Origin of the sequence: Tenacibaculum aestuarii, assembly GCF_964510395.1 — a bacterium.
Lineage (GTDB): Bacteria > Bacteroidota > Bacteroidia > Flavobacteriales > Flavobacteriaceae > Polaribacter > Polaribacter aestuarii.
Map to the genome: position 1 here is coordinate 222,491 of NZ_CAZEFY010000004.1, position 15,448 is coordinate 237,938.

The 15,448-nt window shown below is 30.5% G+C and carries 14 protein-coding genes; 8 read left to right on the plus strand and 6 right to left on the minus strand.

Annotation, left to right across the window (positions count from 1 at the left end; translation table 11 throughout):
* The first annotated feature begins 54 nt into the window (after nt 1-54).
* On the plus strand, nt 55-489 hold the full coding sequence (locus ACKTSU_RS14090) for a TerB family tellurite resistance protein (protein ID WP_408037148.1): 435 nt from the start codon (nt 55-57) through the stop codon (nt 487-489).
* Nucleotides 490-546: 57 nt separating this feature from the next.
* Nucleotides 547-1,140, plus strand: coding sequence for a hypothetical protein (locus tag ACKTSU_RS14095; protein ID WP_408037149.1), 594 nt, complete (start codon nt 547-549; stop codon nt 1,138-1,140).
* Between the two features lie 51 nt (nt 1,141-1,191).
* Here the strand turns inward: ACKTSU_RS14095 and gltX are convergent, their stop codons facing one another.
* Nucleotides 1,192-2,715, minus strand: a complete 1,524-nt coding sequence (gltX, locus tag ACKTSU_RS14100) for a glutamate--tRNA ligase (protein WP_408037150.1) — start codon at nt 2,713-2,715, stop codon at nt 1,192-1,194.
* A 234-nt stretch (nt 2,716-2,949) separates the two neighbouring features.
* Here gltX and ACKTSU_RS14105 point away from each other — a divergent pair, with 234 nt between their 5' ends.
* The 4 genes from ACKTSU_RS14105 (at nt 2,950) to ACKTSU_RS14120 (ending at nt 9,624) form a co-directional block, all read left to right on the plus strand.
* Nucleotides 2,950-6,234 carry a DUF4175 family protein gene (locus tag ACKTSU_RS14105; protein WP_408037151.1) on the plus strand — a complete coding sequence of 1,095 codons (3,285 nt, stop codon included), beginning with the start codon at nt 2,950-2,952 and terminating at the stop codon, nt 6,232-6,234.
* Nucleotides 6,235-6,323: 89 nt separating this feature from the next.
* Nucleotides 6,324-6,740, plus strand: coding sequence for an rRNA maturation RNase YbeY (gene ybeY / locus ACKTSU_RS14110; RefSeq protein WP_408037152.1), 417 nt, complete (start codon nt 6,324-6,326; stop codon nt 6,738-6,740).
* Between the two features lie 29 nt (nt 6,741-6,769).
* Complete coding sequence (gene mnmG / locus ACKTSU_RS14115) at nt 6,770-8,647, plus strand: tRNA uridine-5-carboxymethylaminomethyl(34) synthesis enzyme MnmG (protein ID WP_408037153.1); 1,878 nt, start codon at nt 6,770-6,772, stop codon at nt 8,645-8,647.
* Nucleotides 8,648-8,766: 119 nt separating this feature from the next.
* Nucleotides 8,767-9,624: a class I SAM-dependent methyltransferase gene (locus ACKTSU_RS14120; RefSeq protein ID WP_408037154.1), complete on the plus strand. Its 858-nt coding sequence runs from the start codon at nt 8,767-8,769 to the stop codon at nt 9,622-9,624.
* A 143-nt stretch (nt 9,625-9,767) separates the two neighbouring features.
* Here ACKTSU_RS14120 and ACKTSU_RS14125 read toward each other — a convergent pair whose 3' ends face one another.
* On the minus strand, nt 9,768-10,166 hold the full coding sequence (locus ACKTSU_RS14125; RefSeq protein WP_408037155.1) for a DoxX family protein: 399 nt from the start codon (nt 10,164-10,166) through the stop codon (nt 9,768-9,770).
* A 127-nt stretch (nt 10,167-10,293) separates the two neighbouring features.
* Between ACKTSU_RS14125 and ACKTSU_RS14130 the strand changes: the two genes are divergently transcribed.
* Both ACKTSU_RS14130 and ACKTSU_RS14135 read left to right on the plus strand, forming a co-directional pair.
* Nucleotides 10,294-11,220 (plus strand): SPFH domain-containing protein, encoded by a 927-nt coding sequence (locus tag ACKTSU_RS14130; RefSeq protein WP_408037156.1) that lies wholly within the window; start codon nt 10,294-10,296, stop codon nt 11,218-11,220.
* A 2-nt stretch (nt 11,221-11,222) separates the two neighbouring features.
* Nucleotides 11,223-11,540, plus strand: a complete 318-nt coding sequence (locus ACKTSU_RS14135) for a heavy metal-binding domain-containing protein (protein ID WP_408037157.1) — start codon at nt 11,223-11,225, stop codon at nt 11,538-11,540.
* 55 nt (nt 11,541-11,595) lie between these two features.
* Here the strand turns inward: ACKTSU_RS14135 and ACKTSU_RS14140 are convergent, their stop codons facing one another.
* The 4 genes from ACKTSU_RS14140 to rnr form a co-directional block, all read right to left on the minus strand.
* Nucleotides 11,596-11,793 (minus strand): Sec-independent protein translocase subunit TatA/TatB, encoded by a 198-nt coding sequence (locus tag ACKTSU_RS14140; RefSeq protein WP_408037158.1) that lies wholly within the window; start codon nt 11,791-11,793, stop codon nt 11,596-11,598.
* 33 nt (nt 11,794-11,826) lie between these two features.
* Entirely contained in the window at nt 11,827-12,504 is a 678-nt protein-coding gene (locus tag ACKTSU_RS14145) for a head GIN domain-containing protein (RefSeq protein WP_408037159.1), read from the minus strand.
* Nucleotides 12,505-12,578: 74 nt separating this feature from the next.
* On the minus strand, nt 12,579-13,202 hold the full coding sequence (locus tag ACKTSU_RS14150) for a hypothetical protein (protein ID WP_408037160.1): 624 nt from the start codon (nt 13,200-13,202) through the stop codon (nt 12,579-12,581).
* A gap of 15 nt (nt 13,203-13,217) precedes the next feature.
* Nucleotides 13,218-15,413, minus strand: coding sequence for a ribonuclease R (gene rnr / locus ACKTSU_RS14155; protein ID WP_408037161.1), 2,196 nt, complete (start codon nt 15,411-15,413; stop codon nt 13,218-13,220).
* Between the last annotated feature and the right edge of the window lie 35 nt (nt 15,414-15,448).

Sequence of the window (15,448 nt, forward strand, 5' to 3'; positions counted from 1 at the left end):
GAAAGTTGGCGGGCTTTAAACTTGCCTGTTGATAGTATTTATAAAAATAAAATTATGTCGATATCAGATTTATATTCGAGCGGAAAACACAAACAAGAAATAGGGCATTTTGCCAGCATCGTAAAAATTGCTAAAGTTGATGGAATCATTTCTGAAGGTGAACAAGAATTATTAGATAGAGCTTCTAAAAAATTAAACATTAGTGAAGAAGAGTATACACTAATTTTAAAAACTCCTGAAAAATTTCCTGTAAACTCACCAGTAAGTTACGATGAGCGTATTGAACGTTTATATCTTTTAACTAAAATGATTTTTGCTGATGAAGAAGTAGCAAAAGAAGAAGTGGGAATATTACGTAAAATAGCACTCGCTTTAAACTTTTCTGATAAAAATGTAGAAAAAGTTTGTGATGAAGCCATCCATTTAGTTTTAAACGATAATGATTTAGATGACTTTACTGCAGCTATTAAAAATGTAAATATCAATTAAACTTAATATACTAAAACCCTTTTAAACTAGTTATTACTCATAAACAAATCCTCCCAAATGAAACATAAAATATTATTCATAGCAATCTTAACCTGTTTAACAACCTCTGTTTTTTCTCAAAACTTAAACGATTCTTGGCAAATAGGTATAGGAGCGGGAATAACAAAATTTAGTGAAAGCGATGCCGCTTTTATTGGCGATCAATACTTATTTCAAGTACCAACCTTAAGTTTAACTATGCCTATTGGCGATCGTTTTTCTTTAGATGGAGCCATGTCATTCAATACAATTGATGATATCGGTTTTATCTCTAATTCAGTAAAGTATTTTTCTATGGATGCTTCTTTTCGTTATAATTTTGATGCTGTATTAGATAAACTTGCTCCGTATGTTTTTGTTGGAGGAAGTTTAGTAGATTCTGAACGTAAAATGACTCCAACATTGAATATTGGTGGTGGTGGAATTTACTGGGTGAGTGATAAAGTAGGTATCAATCCTCAATTATATTACAAACACTCTTTTGAAGGATACGAAAGTATGCGTTCGCATATTCAAGGAACTTTAGGTATTGTTTTCAAATTAAATTGGAGTAATAGTGGTGCTTCAGGAAGACGTAGTTCAGCTAAACACTTAGGAGGTTGTATGATTTAAACCTCAGAATATAAAATAAAAAAAGCCGCTTAATTAGCGGCTTTTTTTGTGTTATGATAATGCGTTTATTGCATTTTGTATTCTTGTAATGGTAGTTTCTTTACCAATCATTGTCATAATATCAAACAAATCTGGTCCTGCTAACTTACCTACTAAACTTAAACGAAGTGGTTGCATTACTTTACCAAAACCAATTTCTTTAGAAGTAATCCATCCTTTAATTTCTGTTTGAGCATTTTCAATTGAGAAATCTTCAATTTTAGAAATCACTTCAATTAACTCTTGCATTAAAGCTCCAGTTTCTGGTTTCCATTGTTTCTTTGCTGCTTTCTCATCGTATTCTGAAGGATTTTCAAAGAAAAAATTTGATAACTCCCAGAAATCTGCCACAAACGTAGCACGTTCTTTTATTAATCCAACTACTTTTTCAGCAAAAGCTTCGTCCGTTTTAATTCCTTTTTCTTCAAGAATAGGTAAGTATAAATCGGTTAAAAATTTGTCTGATTTTTGTTGTAAATACTGTTGATTAAACCATTTAGTTTTATCTGGACTGAATTTCGCTCCTGATTTACTTACTCTACTTAAATCGAACGCTTCAACCAATTCTTCTAAACTGAACATTTCTTGTTCCGTTCCTGGATTCCATCCTAAGAAAGCTAACATATTAATGAAAGCATCTGCAAAATATCCGTCTTCTCTGTATCCACGAGAAACATCACCTGTTTCTTCATTGGTATATTCTAATGGGAAAACTGGGAAACCTAATTTATCTCCATCACGCTTACTTAATTTTCCTTTTCCTACTGGTTTTAAAATTAACGGTAAGTGTGCAAATTTTGGTGCTTGCCAATCAAAAGCACGGTATAATAATTCATGAAGTGGGAGAGAAGGTAACCATTCTTCACCACGAATTACGTGCGAAATTTCCATTAAATGATCATCAACGATATTTGCTAAGTGATACGTTGGCATACCATCTGACTTAAACAAAACTTTATCATCTAAAGTATTTGTTTCAACTTTAATCGTACCACGAATTTCATCTTGTAAAATCAACGTTTCGTCTTGTGGTGTTTTAAAACGGATTACATATTTATCTCCAGCATTAATTTTAGCATCAACTTCTTCTTTAGATAATACTAATGAATTTACCAATCTTCCTTTTTCACGATTGTGCCAATTGTAAATAAATGTCTTTCCTTGCTCTTCATGATCTTTACGATGTGCATCCAATTCTTCAGCAGTATCAAATGCATAGTAAGCCCACCCTTTTTCAATCAACTCATCAGCGTATTGTTTGTATAACTCTTTACGCTCTGACTGACGATATGGTCCAAATTTTTCGTTTTTCCCTGGACCTTCATCAAAAGGAATAGTACACCATTCTAACGAATTGATGATGTATTGTTCTGCATTGGCTACATAACGAGTTTGATCGGTATCTTCAATACGTAATACAAAAGTTCCGTTATGTTTTTTAGCAAATAAATAATTGAATAAAGCAGTTCTTACACCACCCATGTGTAAAGGTCCTGTCGGACTCGGAGCAAAGCGTACTCTTACGTTCTCAGTCATTTTTTATTGATTTGAAAACGCAAAGATAGTTTTATGTTTAGAAATAGAAAAGAGAATCAAGATCGCTTCGCTTAAAGAAAAAAAGATAATTATAGGCAGTCATCTAATTCTGTTAATTTATGACTTCTTACAACCAGTTTTTAGCGCTTTTCAAGCGTTTTCACCCTAAAATGATATGTTTACACAAATCTTAACTTAGAATTCCTTTTAAAACACGTATTTTTATAATTACTTATGGGAGAGTTTAGTAAAATACAGCAAAAGCTACAGCAATTCAGTAGAAAATACTACACCAATGAATTGATAAAAGGAAGCATTTTATTTGTTTCGTTAGGATTGATATATCTATTTTTCACCTTATTTATTGAATATTTTCTTTGGTTACAACCTACTGCTAGAACCATTTTATTTTGGTTGTTTATTGCTGTTGAATTGTTTTTACTATTCCGTTTTATCTGTTTCCCAATTTTTAAAATTATAGGGTTACAAAAAGGAATTTCTTTTGAAGAAGCTTCTAAAATTATTGGAAACCATTTTCCTGAAGTACAAGACAAATTATTAAACGTACTTCAATTGCAACAAACCAATCTGCAATCAGATTTATTAGCTGCAAGTATTGAGCAAAAATCGAAAGAACTACAACCTATTTCTTTTAATAAAGCCATCGATTTTAGCAACAATAAAAAATATTTGAAATATATATTAATTCCTATTTTTATTTGGATGCTTTCTCTACTTACAGGAACTTCTGAAAAGCTTTCTCAAAGTTTAAATCGTGTAGTGAATCATTCTGTGGCTTACGATCCTCCTGCGCCATTTTATTTCGATTTAACAGCTAAAGATTTGCGTGTAATTAAAGGAAAAGATATTACCATATATTTTCAAACGAAAGGGGAAGTTATTCCTAGTGAAGCAAAAATTCATTTCAACAATCAACAGTACTTTTTAGAAAATGAAGGAAACGGATTGTTCTCTTATACTTTTTCAGAAGTACAAGTACCTATTTCTTTTTTTGCTAGTGCAAACGGAATTAATTCGCAAGAATATAAACTTACGATAATCAATACTCCTTCGATTCAAAACATTTCATTACACCTACAATATCCGTCGTACACAAAAAAAGGGAATGAGACTATTCGTAACACAGGAAATTTAAATGTTCCACAAGGAACATTCATTACTTGGGAGATTAAAACTTCTGAAACCGATACAGTTACCTTCATCAATAAAGAAAAAAGAGAAATTTTTACACAAAAAGAAAACGATCAATTTGAGTTTAAAAAACAACTGAATGAAAGTTTACACTATCAAATTGCCACATCTAATAAAAACCTAAAAGATTACGAACAATTGCAGTTTTCAATTGATGTAGTTAAAGATGAATATCCAACCATTTCAGTAAATTCAAACATCGATAGTATTACTCGAGGCAATGCTCAATTTGCGGGTCAAATTTCCGATGATTATGGTTTTAAAAAACTAGAAATAGTCTATTACGATAAAAACAATACTCAGACTATTCAGAGTAAATCAATAACTATTAATAAGGAAAATATACAAACTTTTTATTTTGAATTCCCTGGTAGTTTAGATTTAAAAGAAGGAATAAATTATGAAATGTACTTTCAAGTGTACGATAACGACATTGTAAATGGCAGTAAAAAAGCCCTGAGTAAAAAGTTTAGTTATCGTCAAAAATCTGAAGAAGAAATTGAAGAAGAATTTTTATTAGAGCAAAAAAACTACATTGAAAACATTAACAATTCTTTGGATCAACAGCAAAAAAGTAAAAAAGAATTAGAGAAAATACAGTTCGATTTACAGAATAAAAAGAACATCAACTGGAACGACCAGAAGAAAATTCAGAATTTGGTTAAGCGTCAAGAGCAGTATAAAGAAATGATGCAACGTCAAACGCAAAAATTACAAGAGAATTTCTCTGAAAAGAAAGAGGAAAATGAAACACTTCAGGAGAAAAAAGAAAATCTACAAAAGCGTATAGAAGAGCTTAAAAAACTTGATAAGCAACAAAAGTTATTAGATGAGTTAAAGAAGTTAGCAGACAAACTAAATAAGGAAGAACTCATAAAAAAGACCAAAGAACTAGCTGAACAAAACAAACAACAAGAACGTAGTTTAGAACGTATTTTAGAAATGACAAAGCGTTTTTATGTTGAGCAAAAAATGTCTCAGTTAGCAAATAAATTGGATGAATTATCAAAAAAACAAGAAGACTTAAGTAAGCAAAACACAACAAAAGAAAAGCAAAAAGAAATCAATACTGAATTTCAAAAAGCAAAAAAAGAATTAAATGAGCTTCATAAAGACAATGAAAATTTAAAACAACCCATGGAAATTCCTTCTATGGAAAATTTAGAAAAAAAAGCTCAAGAAGAACTGAACAAAGCTGATGAAAATTTAGAAAATAATCAGCAACAAAAAGCTAAAGAAAATCAGAAAAAAGCTTCTGAGAAGATGCAGCAAATGAGTCAGAAAATGCAACAAGCAATGCAATCGATGAGTGCTGAAATGGAAGAGGAGAATATGGAAGGTTTACGTCAAATATTAGAAAACCTAATTACGTTTTCTTTTGACCAAGAAGCACTGATGGATGAGTTTTCTTCAACCAACTCATCACATCCAAACTTTGGTAAAAACCTTCAAAAGCAGCACCAGCTTAAAACTTATTTTGAACACATAGACGATAGCTTATTTGTGCTTTCTATGCGTATACCAAGTATCTCATCTAAAGTACAAGATCAATTAGCACAAGCGCATTATAATTTAGATCAATCATTAGAAAACTTTGCAGATAATTATTTCCAGAATGGAATATCAAACCAACAGTATGTAATGACTTCTGCAAACACTTTAGCAGATATGTTAAGCAATACATTAGATGCTATGCAAAATCCAAAACCAGGGAATGGAAAGGGGAAAGGAAAAGGTAAATCGTTTAGCTTACCAGACATCATTCAACAACAAAATAAACTAACAGAAAAGATGAAAGAAGGTATGCAAAAACAAAACCAAGGTAAACCTAAAGACGGTAAAGATGGACAAAAAGAAGGTGAGGGTGAAGGCGAAAAAAGCGACGATTTAGATGGTGAATTATATCAAATTTATAAAGAGCAATCTCAGTTAAGAGAGCAATTAGAAAATGCTATTAAAGAAGGAAACGGAGAAAATAAGGAAGCTAAAAAAGCATTGAAAAAAATGGAACAACTAGAAAATGAGATTTTAGAAAAAGGTTTTACTCAAGAAAGCATTAATAGAATGCAGCAATTAAATTATGAATTGCTAAAACTAGACAAAGCTACCTTTGAACAAAACAGAGAAAAACAACGTAAATCGAACACCAATTTACAAGAGTTTAACAACAATACTAGCAAAGAACTAAAATTTAAAAAGTTGTTTTATAACCAAACAGAGATATTAAACAGACAATCACTACCTTTGCGCCAAAATTACAAAAAGAAGGTACAAGAGTACTTTAGTCTTCCAAAAGACAAAAAATAACATATTAAAAAGCCTTAGATAATAGTAAATATTATAGCTTTTTAATTGACAGTTTAAGATTAAGAACATATAGTATTTAATATAAAGAAATGATTGCATTTAATTACGAAACCGAGTTTCAATTACACAATGAAAAAAACACGTCTAAATGGATAGAAACGTGTATTGAAAAGGAAGGTTTTGAGCTAGGAGAAATCAACTATATTTTTTGTGATGATGCATATTTACACAAAATAAATGTTGAGTTTTTACAGCACGATACTTTAACCGATATCATTAGTTTCGATTATACATTAGGTAAATTAGTAGGAGGTGATATTTTTATTTCTGTAGAAAGAGTAGAAGAGAATGCTAAAGAGTTTAATGTTTCTTTTGAAAACGAATTGCACCGCGTAATTATTCACGGTATTTTACACTATATGAAATACAAGGATAAGACAGAAGGAGAGAAAGAATTAATGCGTTCGAAAGAAAACGAATGTTTAGAAATTTTAGATAAAAATTAAAATCGTTCCACGTGGAACTGAATTAAAAAATGAGTTTATTTAATACAACATACGATGTAATTGTAGTAGGAGGTGGACATGCTGGTAGCGAAGCAGCAGCAGCAAGTGCAAACATGGGAGCACACACTTTGTTAATTACAATGAACTTACAAAACATTGCTCAAATGAGTTGTAATCCTGCTATGGGTGGAATTGCAAAAGGGCAAATAGTACGTGAAATTGATGCACTTGGAGGTTATAGTGGTATTGTAACTGATAAGACTGCTATACAATTTAAAATGCTTAATAAATCGAAAGGTCCTGCTATGTGGAGTCCGAGAGCACAATCTGACAGAATGCAATTTGCAGAGTGCTGGAGAACCATGTTAGAGCAGACAGAAAATTTAGATTTTTATCAAGATTCTGTTAACGGATTGTTGTTTGATGGAGATACCATCACAGGTGTAAAAACTGCTTTGGGTTTAGAAATAAAAGCTAAAACTGTAATCGTTACCGCAGGTACTTTTTTAAATGGATTGATTCATATTGGTGAAAAAACTTTTGGTGGAGGTAGAGCAGGAGAAGGTGCTTCAACAGGTATTACAGAAGATTTAGTTATAAAAGGATTTGAAGCTGGTAGAATGAAAACAGGAACTCCTCCTCGTGTAGATGGACGCTCTTTAGATTATTCTAAAATGACTGAACAACCAGGAGATGAAAATCCGGAAAAATTCTCGTATTTACCCGTTACAAAACCATTGACAAAACAACGTTCTTGTTACTTAACATATACCAATCTAGAGGTACATGATTTACTTCGTGAAGGATTCGATCGTTCACCTATGTTTAATGGTAGAATTAAATCTACAGGACCACGTTATTGTCCTTCCGTAGAAGATAAAATCAATCGTTTTGCAGAGAAAGAACGTCACCAAGTTTTTGTAGAACCAGAAGGATGGAATACCGTAGAAATTTATGTAAATGGATTCTCAACATCGCTTCCTGAGGATATTCAAGATAAAGCTATTCGTTCTATTCCTGGATTTGAAAATGTAAAGTTTTTTAGATACGGGTACGCAATCGAATACGATTATTTTCCACCAACACAATTAAAACATAACTTAGAAACGAAGTTAATTAACAACTTGTTTTTTGCAGGTCAAATAAACGGAACGACAGGTTATGAAGAAGCAGCTGCACAAGGTTTAATGGCAGGTGTAAATGCCGCTTTAAAAGTTCAAGAAAAAGAGCCTTTCATTTTAAAAAGAAGTGAAGCTTATATAGGTGTTTTAATTGATGATTTAATTACCAAAGGAACTGAAGAACCATATCGTATGTTTACTTCTCGTGCTGAGTACAGAACACTTTTAAGACAAGATAATGCTGATTTACGATTAACTGAAAAATCGTATAAATTAGGTTTAGCTTCTCAAGAAAGAATGGATAGAGTAGAAGAGAAAAAAAACAAAACTCAGAACTTAATCGATTTTATTAGTGATTTAAGTATTACAAAAGAAGAAGTAAATCCGATTTTAGAAAGTAAAAATTTAGCAACAATTAATCAGTCGATGAAGTTGTTTAAAATTGCTGCGAGACCTCAGTTAAGTTTTACTGATTTTAGATCAATAGATAAACTAGAAAACTATATTCAAGAGAATAATATTGATCAAGAAATTATTGAACAAGTAGAAATTCATTTAAAATATTCTGGCTATATAGAAAAAGAAAAAAGCAATGCTGATAAATTAAACAGATTAGAGAATGTTCCTATTCCTTCAACGTTTGATTACAACAAAGTAAAATCTTTATCATTTGAAGCTAGAGAAAAATTATCTAAAATACAACCTACATCCATTTCTCAAGCAAGTAGAATAAGTGGAGTATCACCAAGTGATATTTCTGTACTACTTGTATACATGGGAAGATAACTTACCGTATTTAGAACCATAAAAAATAAAATGTTCCATGTGGAACGTTTTATTTTTTTATGTATAATTGTTTAACCAAAAACCAATGTTCCACATGGAACACTCAACACACATAAAGTTTGATTACAGAAAAAGAGTTCTATAAGAACTTAAAACCTTTTTTAAATTGTATTGATTATACAGTTTCGGAGGAGAGTTATGAAGTAATGAAAAACGAAGCTTACGATATGCTCGTAACTTCTCCTGTTCCTAATAATTTAGATAAATACTATTTAAGTGAAAATTACATTTCACATACAGATAGTAAAAAATCTCTATTTGATAAAGTTTATCAAATAGTAAAAAATCATACCCTTAAGAAAAAACTTAAATTAATCAACTCATTTAAAACAGAAGAAAAAACTATTTTAGATGTAGGAGCAGGTACAGGTGATTTTTTAAAAGTATGTAAAAATGGTGGTTGGAAAATTACAGGTGTAGAACCATCAGATAAAGCGCGAGAATTTGCTGAAAGTAAAAGTATAATTTTACATGAAAATTTAACTCAAGTTGAAAATAACCAATTTGATGTAATTACGCTTTGGCATGTTTTAGAACACATACCTAATTTGGTTGAATATATTGAACAGTTAAAAAAATTATTAAAACCAAACGGAGTATTAATTATCGCTGTTCCGAATCATAAAAGTTTTGATGCAAAACATTATAAAGAGTTTTGGGCAGCTTACGATGTTCCGAGACATTTGTGGCATTTTTCTAAAACAGCAATTTCAAAACTATTTTCTTTAGTTGATATGAATGTTGAAAAAATACTTCCAATGAAATTTGATTCATATTATGTTTCACTTCTATCAGAAAAATACAAAACAAAAAAATCACAACCCATAAAGGCATTTTTGGTTGGTTTACAATCAAATTTAAAAGCAAAAAGTAACGGAGAGTATTCTTCTTTGATTTATATCCTAAAAAACAAGTAAAACTTAATTTAAGGATAGTTATTTCTATTTAAAATAATAAAACATAGAAATACCTTAAGAAAAATAAAAAACCTCTTAAAATTGATTTTTTAAGAGGTTTTTTAATAAATTAAAATTATTAAATATTTAATTTATTATAAATTTTAACTATTTAATAAATACACTGCAAAAATAGCTATTAAAAAGTAAACTGCTAATGTCATTGCTCCTGCATAATCTTTTGCCAATCGTTGACCAATTAATAAAAAGATTAAAGTTAATGCACATAGTTCTGCTCCAATTGAAGCATAGGTATTATTTCCTGTAGTTGCTAAATGGAAAATTCCTACAAACATTAAAGCACCTGCTAATAATTCTAAAACTAAAATAATAGCTAATAATAGTGGTACTGAATTTTTTAATGGTGAGTTTTGAAAATGATTTTTTATAAAAGATAAATTTCCTTTCCAATCACTTACCTTATCTATTCCAGATTGTAAAAAAGTAACGATTAAAAAAAGTAATAACAAGATTTCTGTTATGCTTTGTTGTATAAGTTCCATAAAGTTGATTTTTTACAAATATATATTTTAAAAAGGACTGTAACAATTCAAAAAAAGTTCGTCATATAGATAGCTATATAAATAGTATCTTTATCAAAAAAATTACTAACATTTAAAAATTAAAACTATGCCTATTTACATGTATCCGGTTATCGTTATCGGTTTTTTTGTATTCTTATCAATCTTTTTCATTGTTAAACAACAAACTGCTGCTGTGATTGAGCGTTTTGGACGTTATCAAAGTATTCGTCATTCAGGATTACAACTAAAAATTCCTTTGATGGATAGAATTGCAGGAAAATTAAGTTTAAAAATCCAACAATTAGATGTAATAGTTGAAACAAAAACATTGGATGATGTATTTGTAAAATTAAAAGTATCTGTTCAATACAAAGTAATAAAAGATAAGGTATATGATGCTTTTTATAAGCTAGATTATCCGCACGATCAAATTACTTCGTATGTTTTTGATGTTGTTCGTGCAGAAGTTCCTAAAATGCGCTTAGATGACGTATTTGTTAAGAAAGATGATATTGCAATTGCTGTAAAAACAGAATTAAACGACGCGATGATGGATTATGGTTATGATATTATAAAAACCTTAGTTACTGATATTGATCCTGACGCACAAGTTAAGGCGGCTATGAACCGTATTAATGCAGCTGATAGAGAAAAAACAGCAGCGCAGTATGAAGGAGATGCACAACGTATTTTAATTGTTGAAAAGGCAAAAGCTGAGGCTGAGAGTAAGCGTTTGCAAGGACAAGGTATTGCTGATCAACGCCGTGAAATTGCTCGTGGTTTAGAAGAATCTGTTGAAGTTTTAAACCGTGTAGGTATTAATAGTCAAGAAGCATCTGCTTTAATTGTTGTAACACAACATTATGATACCTTACAATCATTAGGGGAAGAAACAAATAGTAACTTAATTTTATTGCCGAATTCACCACAAGTAGGAAGTAATATGTTAAATGATATGGTGGCTAGTTTTACCGCTAGTAATCAAATAGGAGAGGCTATGAAAAAAGCACAAAAAGATAAAGACAACGAATAATTATGATATTATCAACCACACCATCGTTAGAAAGTAAACCAGCTAAAGAATATTTAGGTATTGTTTCTGGTGAAACAATTATAGGTGCAAACGTTTTTAAAGACTTTTTTGCAAGTATTAGAGATATTGTAGGAGGTAGGTCTGGTTCTTATGAAAAAGTGCTAAGAGAAGCGAAAGAAATAGCTATAAAAGAAATGACTGAAAGAGCTCAAAGACTTGGAGCTGATGCAATAGTTGGAATCGATTTAGATTACGAAACCGTAGGTGGAAGTGGAGGTATGTTAATGGTAACAGCCTCTGGAACCGCCATAAAACTATAAACAAATAAAAAACCGAAACGTAAATGTTTCGGTTTTTTTATTGATAAATATATACTTATTTCTTGTCTTCTACTTTATCGGTAGTATCTTCATCATCATTTTTGGTAGCATCTTTAAATTCTTTGATACCAGTACCTAATCCTCTCATTAATTCTGGAATTTTTCTACCTCCGAATAATAATAATACTAATGCAACGACAATAGCTATTTGCCAAGGTCCAATTATTCCTAAAAATATAGTAAGTAAATTCATTTTTATTAAATTTTGCGTTACAAAGATACAAAATTAACCTCTGTATTCAATTACACCACCAATTACTTTTTTATCTCTAAAAACTTCTGGTTTTCCTTTGTAAAAAATAGAACCACCAAACGATACTTTTGCATCTAAAGTTTCACCTGCTTGTACTTCTACTTTAGATCCAGAACCTGCTTTAACAATAGTCATTTCTTCTACTGATAATTTATATCCGTGGTACATACCACCTAAATCTGCATCAACATTTTGGTTCTTTGTGGTTCCAGAAAGCCTAATAACAGCTCCTGAAGAGCTTTTTACCTTTAAATGCTTAACCTTAACTGAAAGATTAATAAAAGCTCCTTCTTGAGCCTTTATTTCAACTTTTTGCTGATGAATATCTTTACCAGTTACAGTGGCACCTTCATTAGCATCAATTACATCAATGTCTTCTTTGTAATACAAGGTTGCTTTTACCTTTCCATCGGCAGTAGTTTCAGGAAATTTTAATAATACTTTTAACGTATATCCTTCAACTTTGATCTTTACTTTATCAGTTTTTTCACCAGTAACAACAATTTTAGATTCGTTAGATCTAACTAATTCTAAATCGATACCATTGTACACTTTTACTTGATAAAAGCTACCTAATTCTTTAGTCATCGTTGTTTGTGCTGACGCTATAACAGTCATCAAAAACAAACTTATAAATACTAAATTCTTCATAATAAATCCATTAGTTTATTGTATTAAAACAATAATTATACCAATACAATAAAGACAAATATTGAAAATTATTGTTAGAAGCTAAACTTAATTTCTTGTTTCTTTAAAGTTTTAATAACTTTTCCTTCTTTTGGTTTACGTATTGTATTTATAAAAGTATATACAAAAAGTAAAGTAAGTAAGCCACCTACAATTAAAGAACCTGTAGATCCTAAAAAATCAGCAATTCCAACAATAATTTTTTTAATCAAGCTTCTTCTACCTCCAGTATCAAGATGTTGACCATTTTCAATGCTTAATGCAGTTGTGTATAATACCCAAGTAATACCGCCAAAAAGAACAGTACCGAATAAAGAAGGTTTAACCTGTTTTAAAAGTGAATAATTTTTAATTTCTACTCCTTTTAAATTTGAAACGAAGAAATTATTAACATCGGTAAAGACCTCAGTATTTGTATTTATTTCTATGTCACTAATCTTACTATCTTTAAATTCAATAGTAATTTGAGAATCAGATTCGTTGAAAAGAACCTCTTTAATGTCATTGGTTTTATAAATGGACATATTAGAAAGTTCATTTTTCTCTATAAGTTCAGTAATATTAACTTCTTTACTTTCTTCTGTTATCCAAATTGAGTTTTCTGTTGCAATTAAATACTTGTTTGTTTTTTCTTCTTCGTTAGTAATCCAAATTTTCATAGTTATTATATATAATTAATGTGATATTAAGTTAAAATCAAGGTGTTTACGTTCTAAATCAGTGTGTTTCACTTTCACTACAACTTCATCTCCTAATTGAATCATGTTTTTAGTCGACTGACCAACCACAGCATATTGTTTTTCATCAAAGATATAATAATCATCCTTTATATCTTTAATACGCACCATACCTTCGCATTTATTCGATTTTATCTCAACATAAATTCCCCATTCAGTTACACCAGAAACAACACCTTCAAATTCTTCATCTTTGTGATCTTGCATGTATTTAACTTGCATATACTTGATAGAATCTCTTTCAGCTTTAGAAGCTAATTCTTCCATTTTTGAAGAATGTTTACACTTTTCTTCATATACTTCAGCTTTTGGAGAATTACCACCATCTAAATAGTGCTGTAATAAACGATGTGTCATTACATCAGGATAACGACGGATTGGTGAAGTAAAGTGACTATAATAATCAAATGCTAATCCGTAGTGACCAATATTTTGCGTAGTATATTCTGCTTTACTCATCGAACGAATGGCTAAAGTTTCTACCATATTAGCTTCACCTTTACCGTGAACATCAGATAATAACTTGTTTAAACTATCCGATGTTTTTTGACGTGTTTCAGTATTGATTTTATAACCAAACTTACTCACAATATTCTGTAAAGAGGCTAATTTTTCAACATCTGGTTCGTCGTGTACACGATACACAAAGGTTTTATTACTTGGTCTTCCACCTGATAACCCTACAAATTCAGCTACTTTTTTATTCGCTAATAACATAAATTCTTCAATTAATTTATTAGCATCTTTCGCTTCTTTAAAGAATACCCCTGTAGGATTTGCATTTTCATCTAAATGAAACTTCACCTCAATTTTATCGAAAGAAATAGCTCCTGATTTCATACGCTTTTTACGCATTTTCTTAGCTAATTCATCTAATTTAAGCGTAGCTTCAACAATAGTTTCATCAACTTCATAAGACTCACCTGTTAAGGAAACATCTTCAGGAATTATATTACCTTTTGTTTCTATTATTGCTTGTGCTTCTTCATAAGCAAAACGTTTATCAGAGTAGGTAACTGTTCTACCAAACCATTGGTTCACAACTTGCGCTTTTTCATTCATTTCAAAGACAGCTGAAAACGTCAATTTTTCTTCATTTGGTCGTAAAGAACAAACTCCGTTACTCAACATTTCTGGTAGCATTGGTACCACTCTATCAACTAAATATACAGAAGTTGCTCGATCGTAAGCTTCATCATCTAAAATAGTTTTAGGCTGCACATAATGTGAAACATCTGCAATATGAATACCTATTTCATAGTTTCCATTTTCTAGCTTGGTAAATGATAAAGCATCATCGAAATCCTTTGCATCTTTTGGGTCGATAGTAAACGTTAAATCACCACGCATATCTCTACGTTTGGCAATTTCTTCTTGAGTGATTTCTATTGGTAATTCTGAAGCTTCTTTTTCAACTTCAGTAGGAAACTCATAAGGTAAACCATATTCTAATAAAATAGAATGAATTTCAGTATCATGATCTCCTGGTTTACCAAGAACTTGAGTAATTTTTCCGAATGGATTTTTAGAGTTTTCCGGCCAATCGGTGATTTTTGCAACTACTTTGTCTCCATCTTCAGCACCATTTAATTTACTCTGTGAAATAAAAATATCAGCATACATTTTGTTACTGTCGGGTACTACAAAACCAAAGTTTTTATTCATTTGCAAAACTCCAACAAACTCAGTTTTTGCTCTGTCTATAATTTCAACAACATCTGCTTCTTGTTTATTACTTCTACGTTTGTTATACACATAGGCTTTAACAGTATCGTTTTGTAAACCTTTACCTAAGTTTACTGAAGGTACAAAAATATCGTGTTCAAAATCATCACAAATAAAGTAAGCGTTTCCATTAGAAGTTACATCTAAGGTTCCTACATGATATTTACGATCTTCATTAATCTGAAATTTTCCTCTATCTACTTCTTTTATCTTTTTTTGAGATGTTAGCTCAGCTAATTTTTGAATAATTTGAGTTTTACCGTCAGTATCTGATATTCCCATTTTAGCAGCAATTTGTTTATAATTATACTTCTTTTTGCTGTCTTCGTTAAGTATTTTGAAAATGTTTCGGGTAAGATCTTTTATTACCTTACCCTTTTTTTTGTAGATTTTTTTCTTTCTAGTCATTAATCTTTCGTCTTATTTAATTTTCAACCAAAGTA

Bases quoted from the DNA above. Each gene is read 5' to 3' on its own strand.
- ACKTSU_RS14105 (WP_408037151.1), top strand. From the start codon at position 2,950: ATGGGAGAGTTTAGTAAAATACAGCAAAAGCTACAGCAATTCAGTAGA.
- gltX (WP_408037150.1), bottom strand. From the start codon at position 2,715: ATGACTGAGAACGTAAGAGTACGCTTTGCTCCGAGTCCGACAGGACCT.
- ACKTSU_RS14145 (WP_408037159.1), bottom strand. From the start codon at position 12,504: ATGAAGAATTTAGTATTTATAAGTTTGTTTTTGATGACTGTTATAGCG.
- mnmG (WP_408037153.1), top strand. From the start codon at position 6,770: ATGAGTTTATTTAATACAACATACGATGTAATTGTAGTAGGAGGTGGA.
- ACKTSU_RS14095 (WP_408037149.1), top strand. From the start codon at position 547: ATGAAACATAAAATATTATTCATAGCAATCTTAACCTGTTTAACAACC.
- ACKTSU_RS14090 (WP_408037148.1), top strand. From the start codon at position 55: ATGTCGATATCAGATTTATATTCGAGCGGAAAACACAAACAAGAAATA.
- ACKTSU_RS14125 (WP_408037155.1), bottom strand. From the start codon at position 10,166: ATGGAACTTATACAACAAAGCATAACAGAAATCTTGTTATTACTTTTT.
- rnr (WP_408037161.1), bottom strand. From the start codon at position 15,413: ATGACTAGAAAGAAAAAAATCTACAAAAAAAAGGGTAAGGTAATAAAA.
- ACKTSU_RS14135 (WP_408037157.1), top strand. From the start codon at position 11,223: ATGATATTATCAACCACACCATCGTTAGAAAGTAAACCAGCTAAAGAA.
- ACKTSU_RS14140 (WP_408037158.1), bottom strand. From the start codon at position 11,793: ATGAATTTACTTACTATATTTTTAGGAATAATTGGACCTTGGCAAATA.
- ybeY (WP_408037152.1), top strand. From the start codon at position 6,324: ATGATTGCATTTAATTACGAAACCGAGTTTCAATTACACAATGAAAAA.
- ACKTSU_RS14130 (WP_408037156.1), top strand. From the start codon at position 10,294: ATGCCTATTTACATGTATCCGGTTATCGTTATCGGTTTTTTTGTATTC.
- ACKTSU_RS14150 (WP_408037160.1), bottom strand. From the start codon at position 13,202: ATGAAAATTTGGATTACTAACGAAGAAGAAAAAACAAACAAGTATTTA.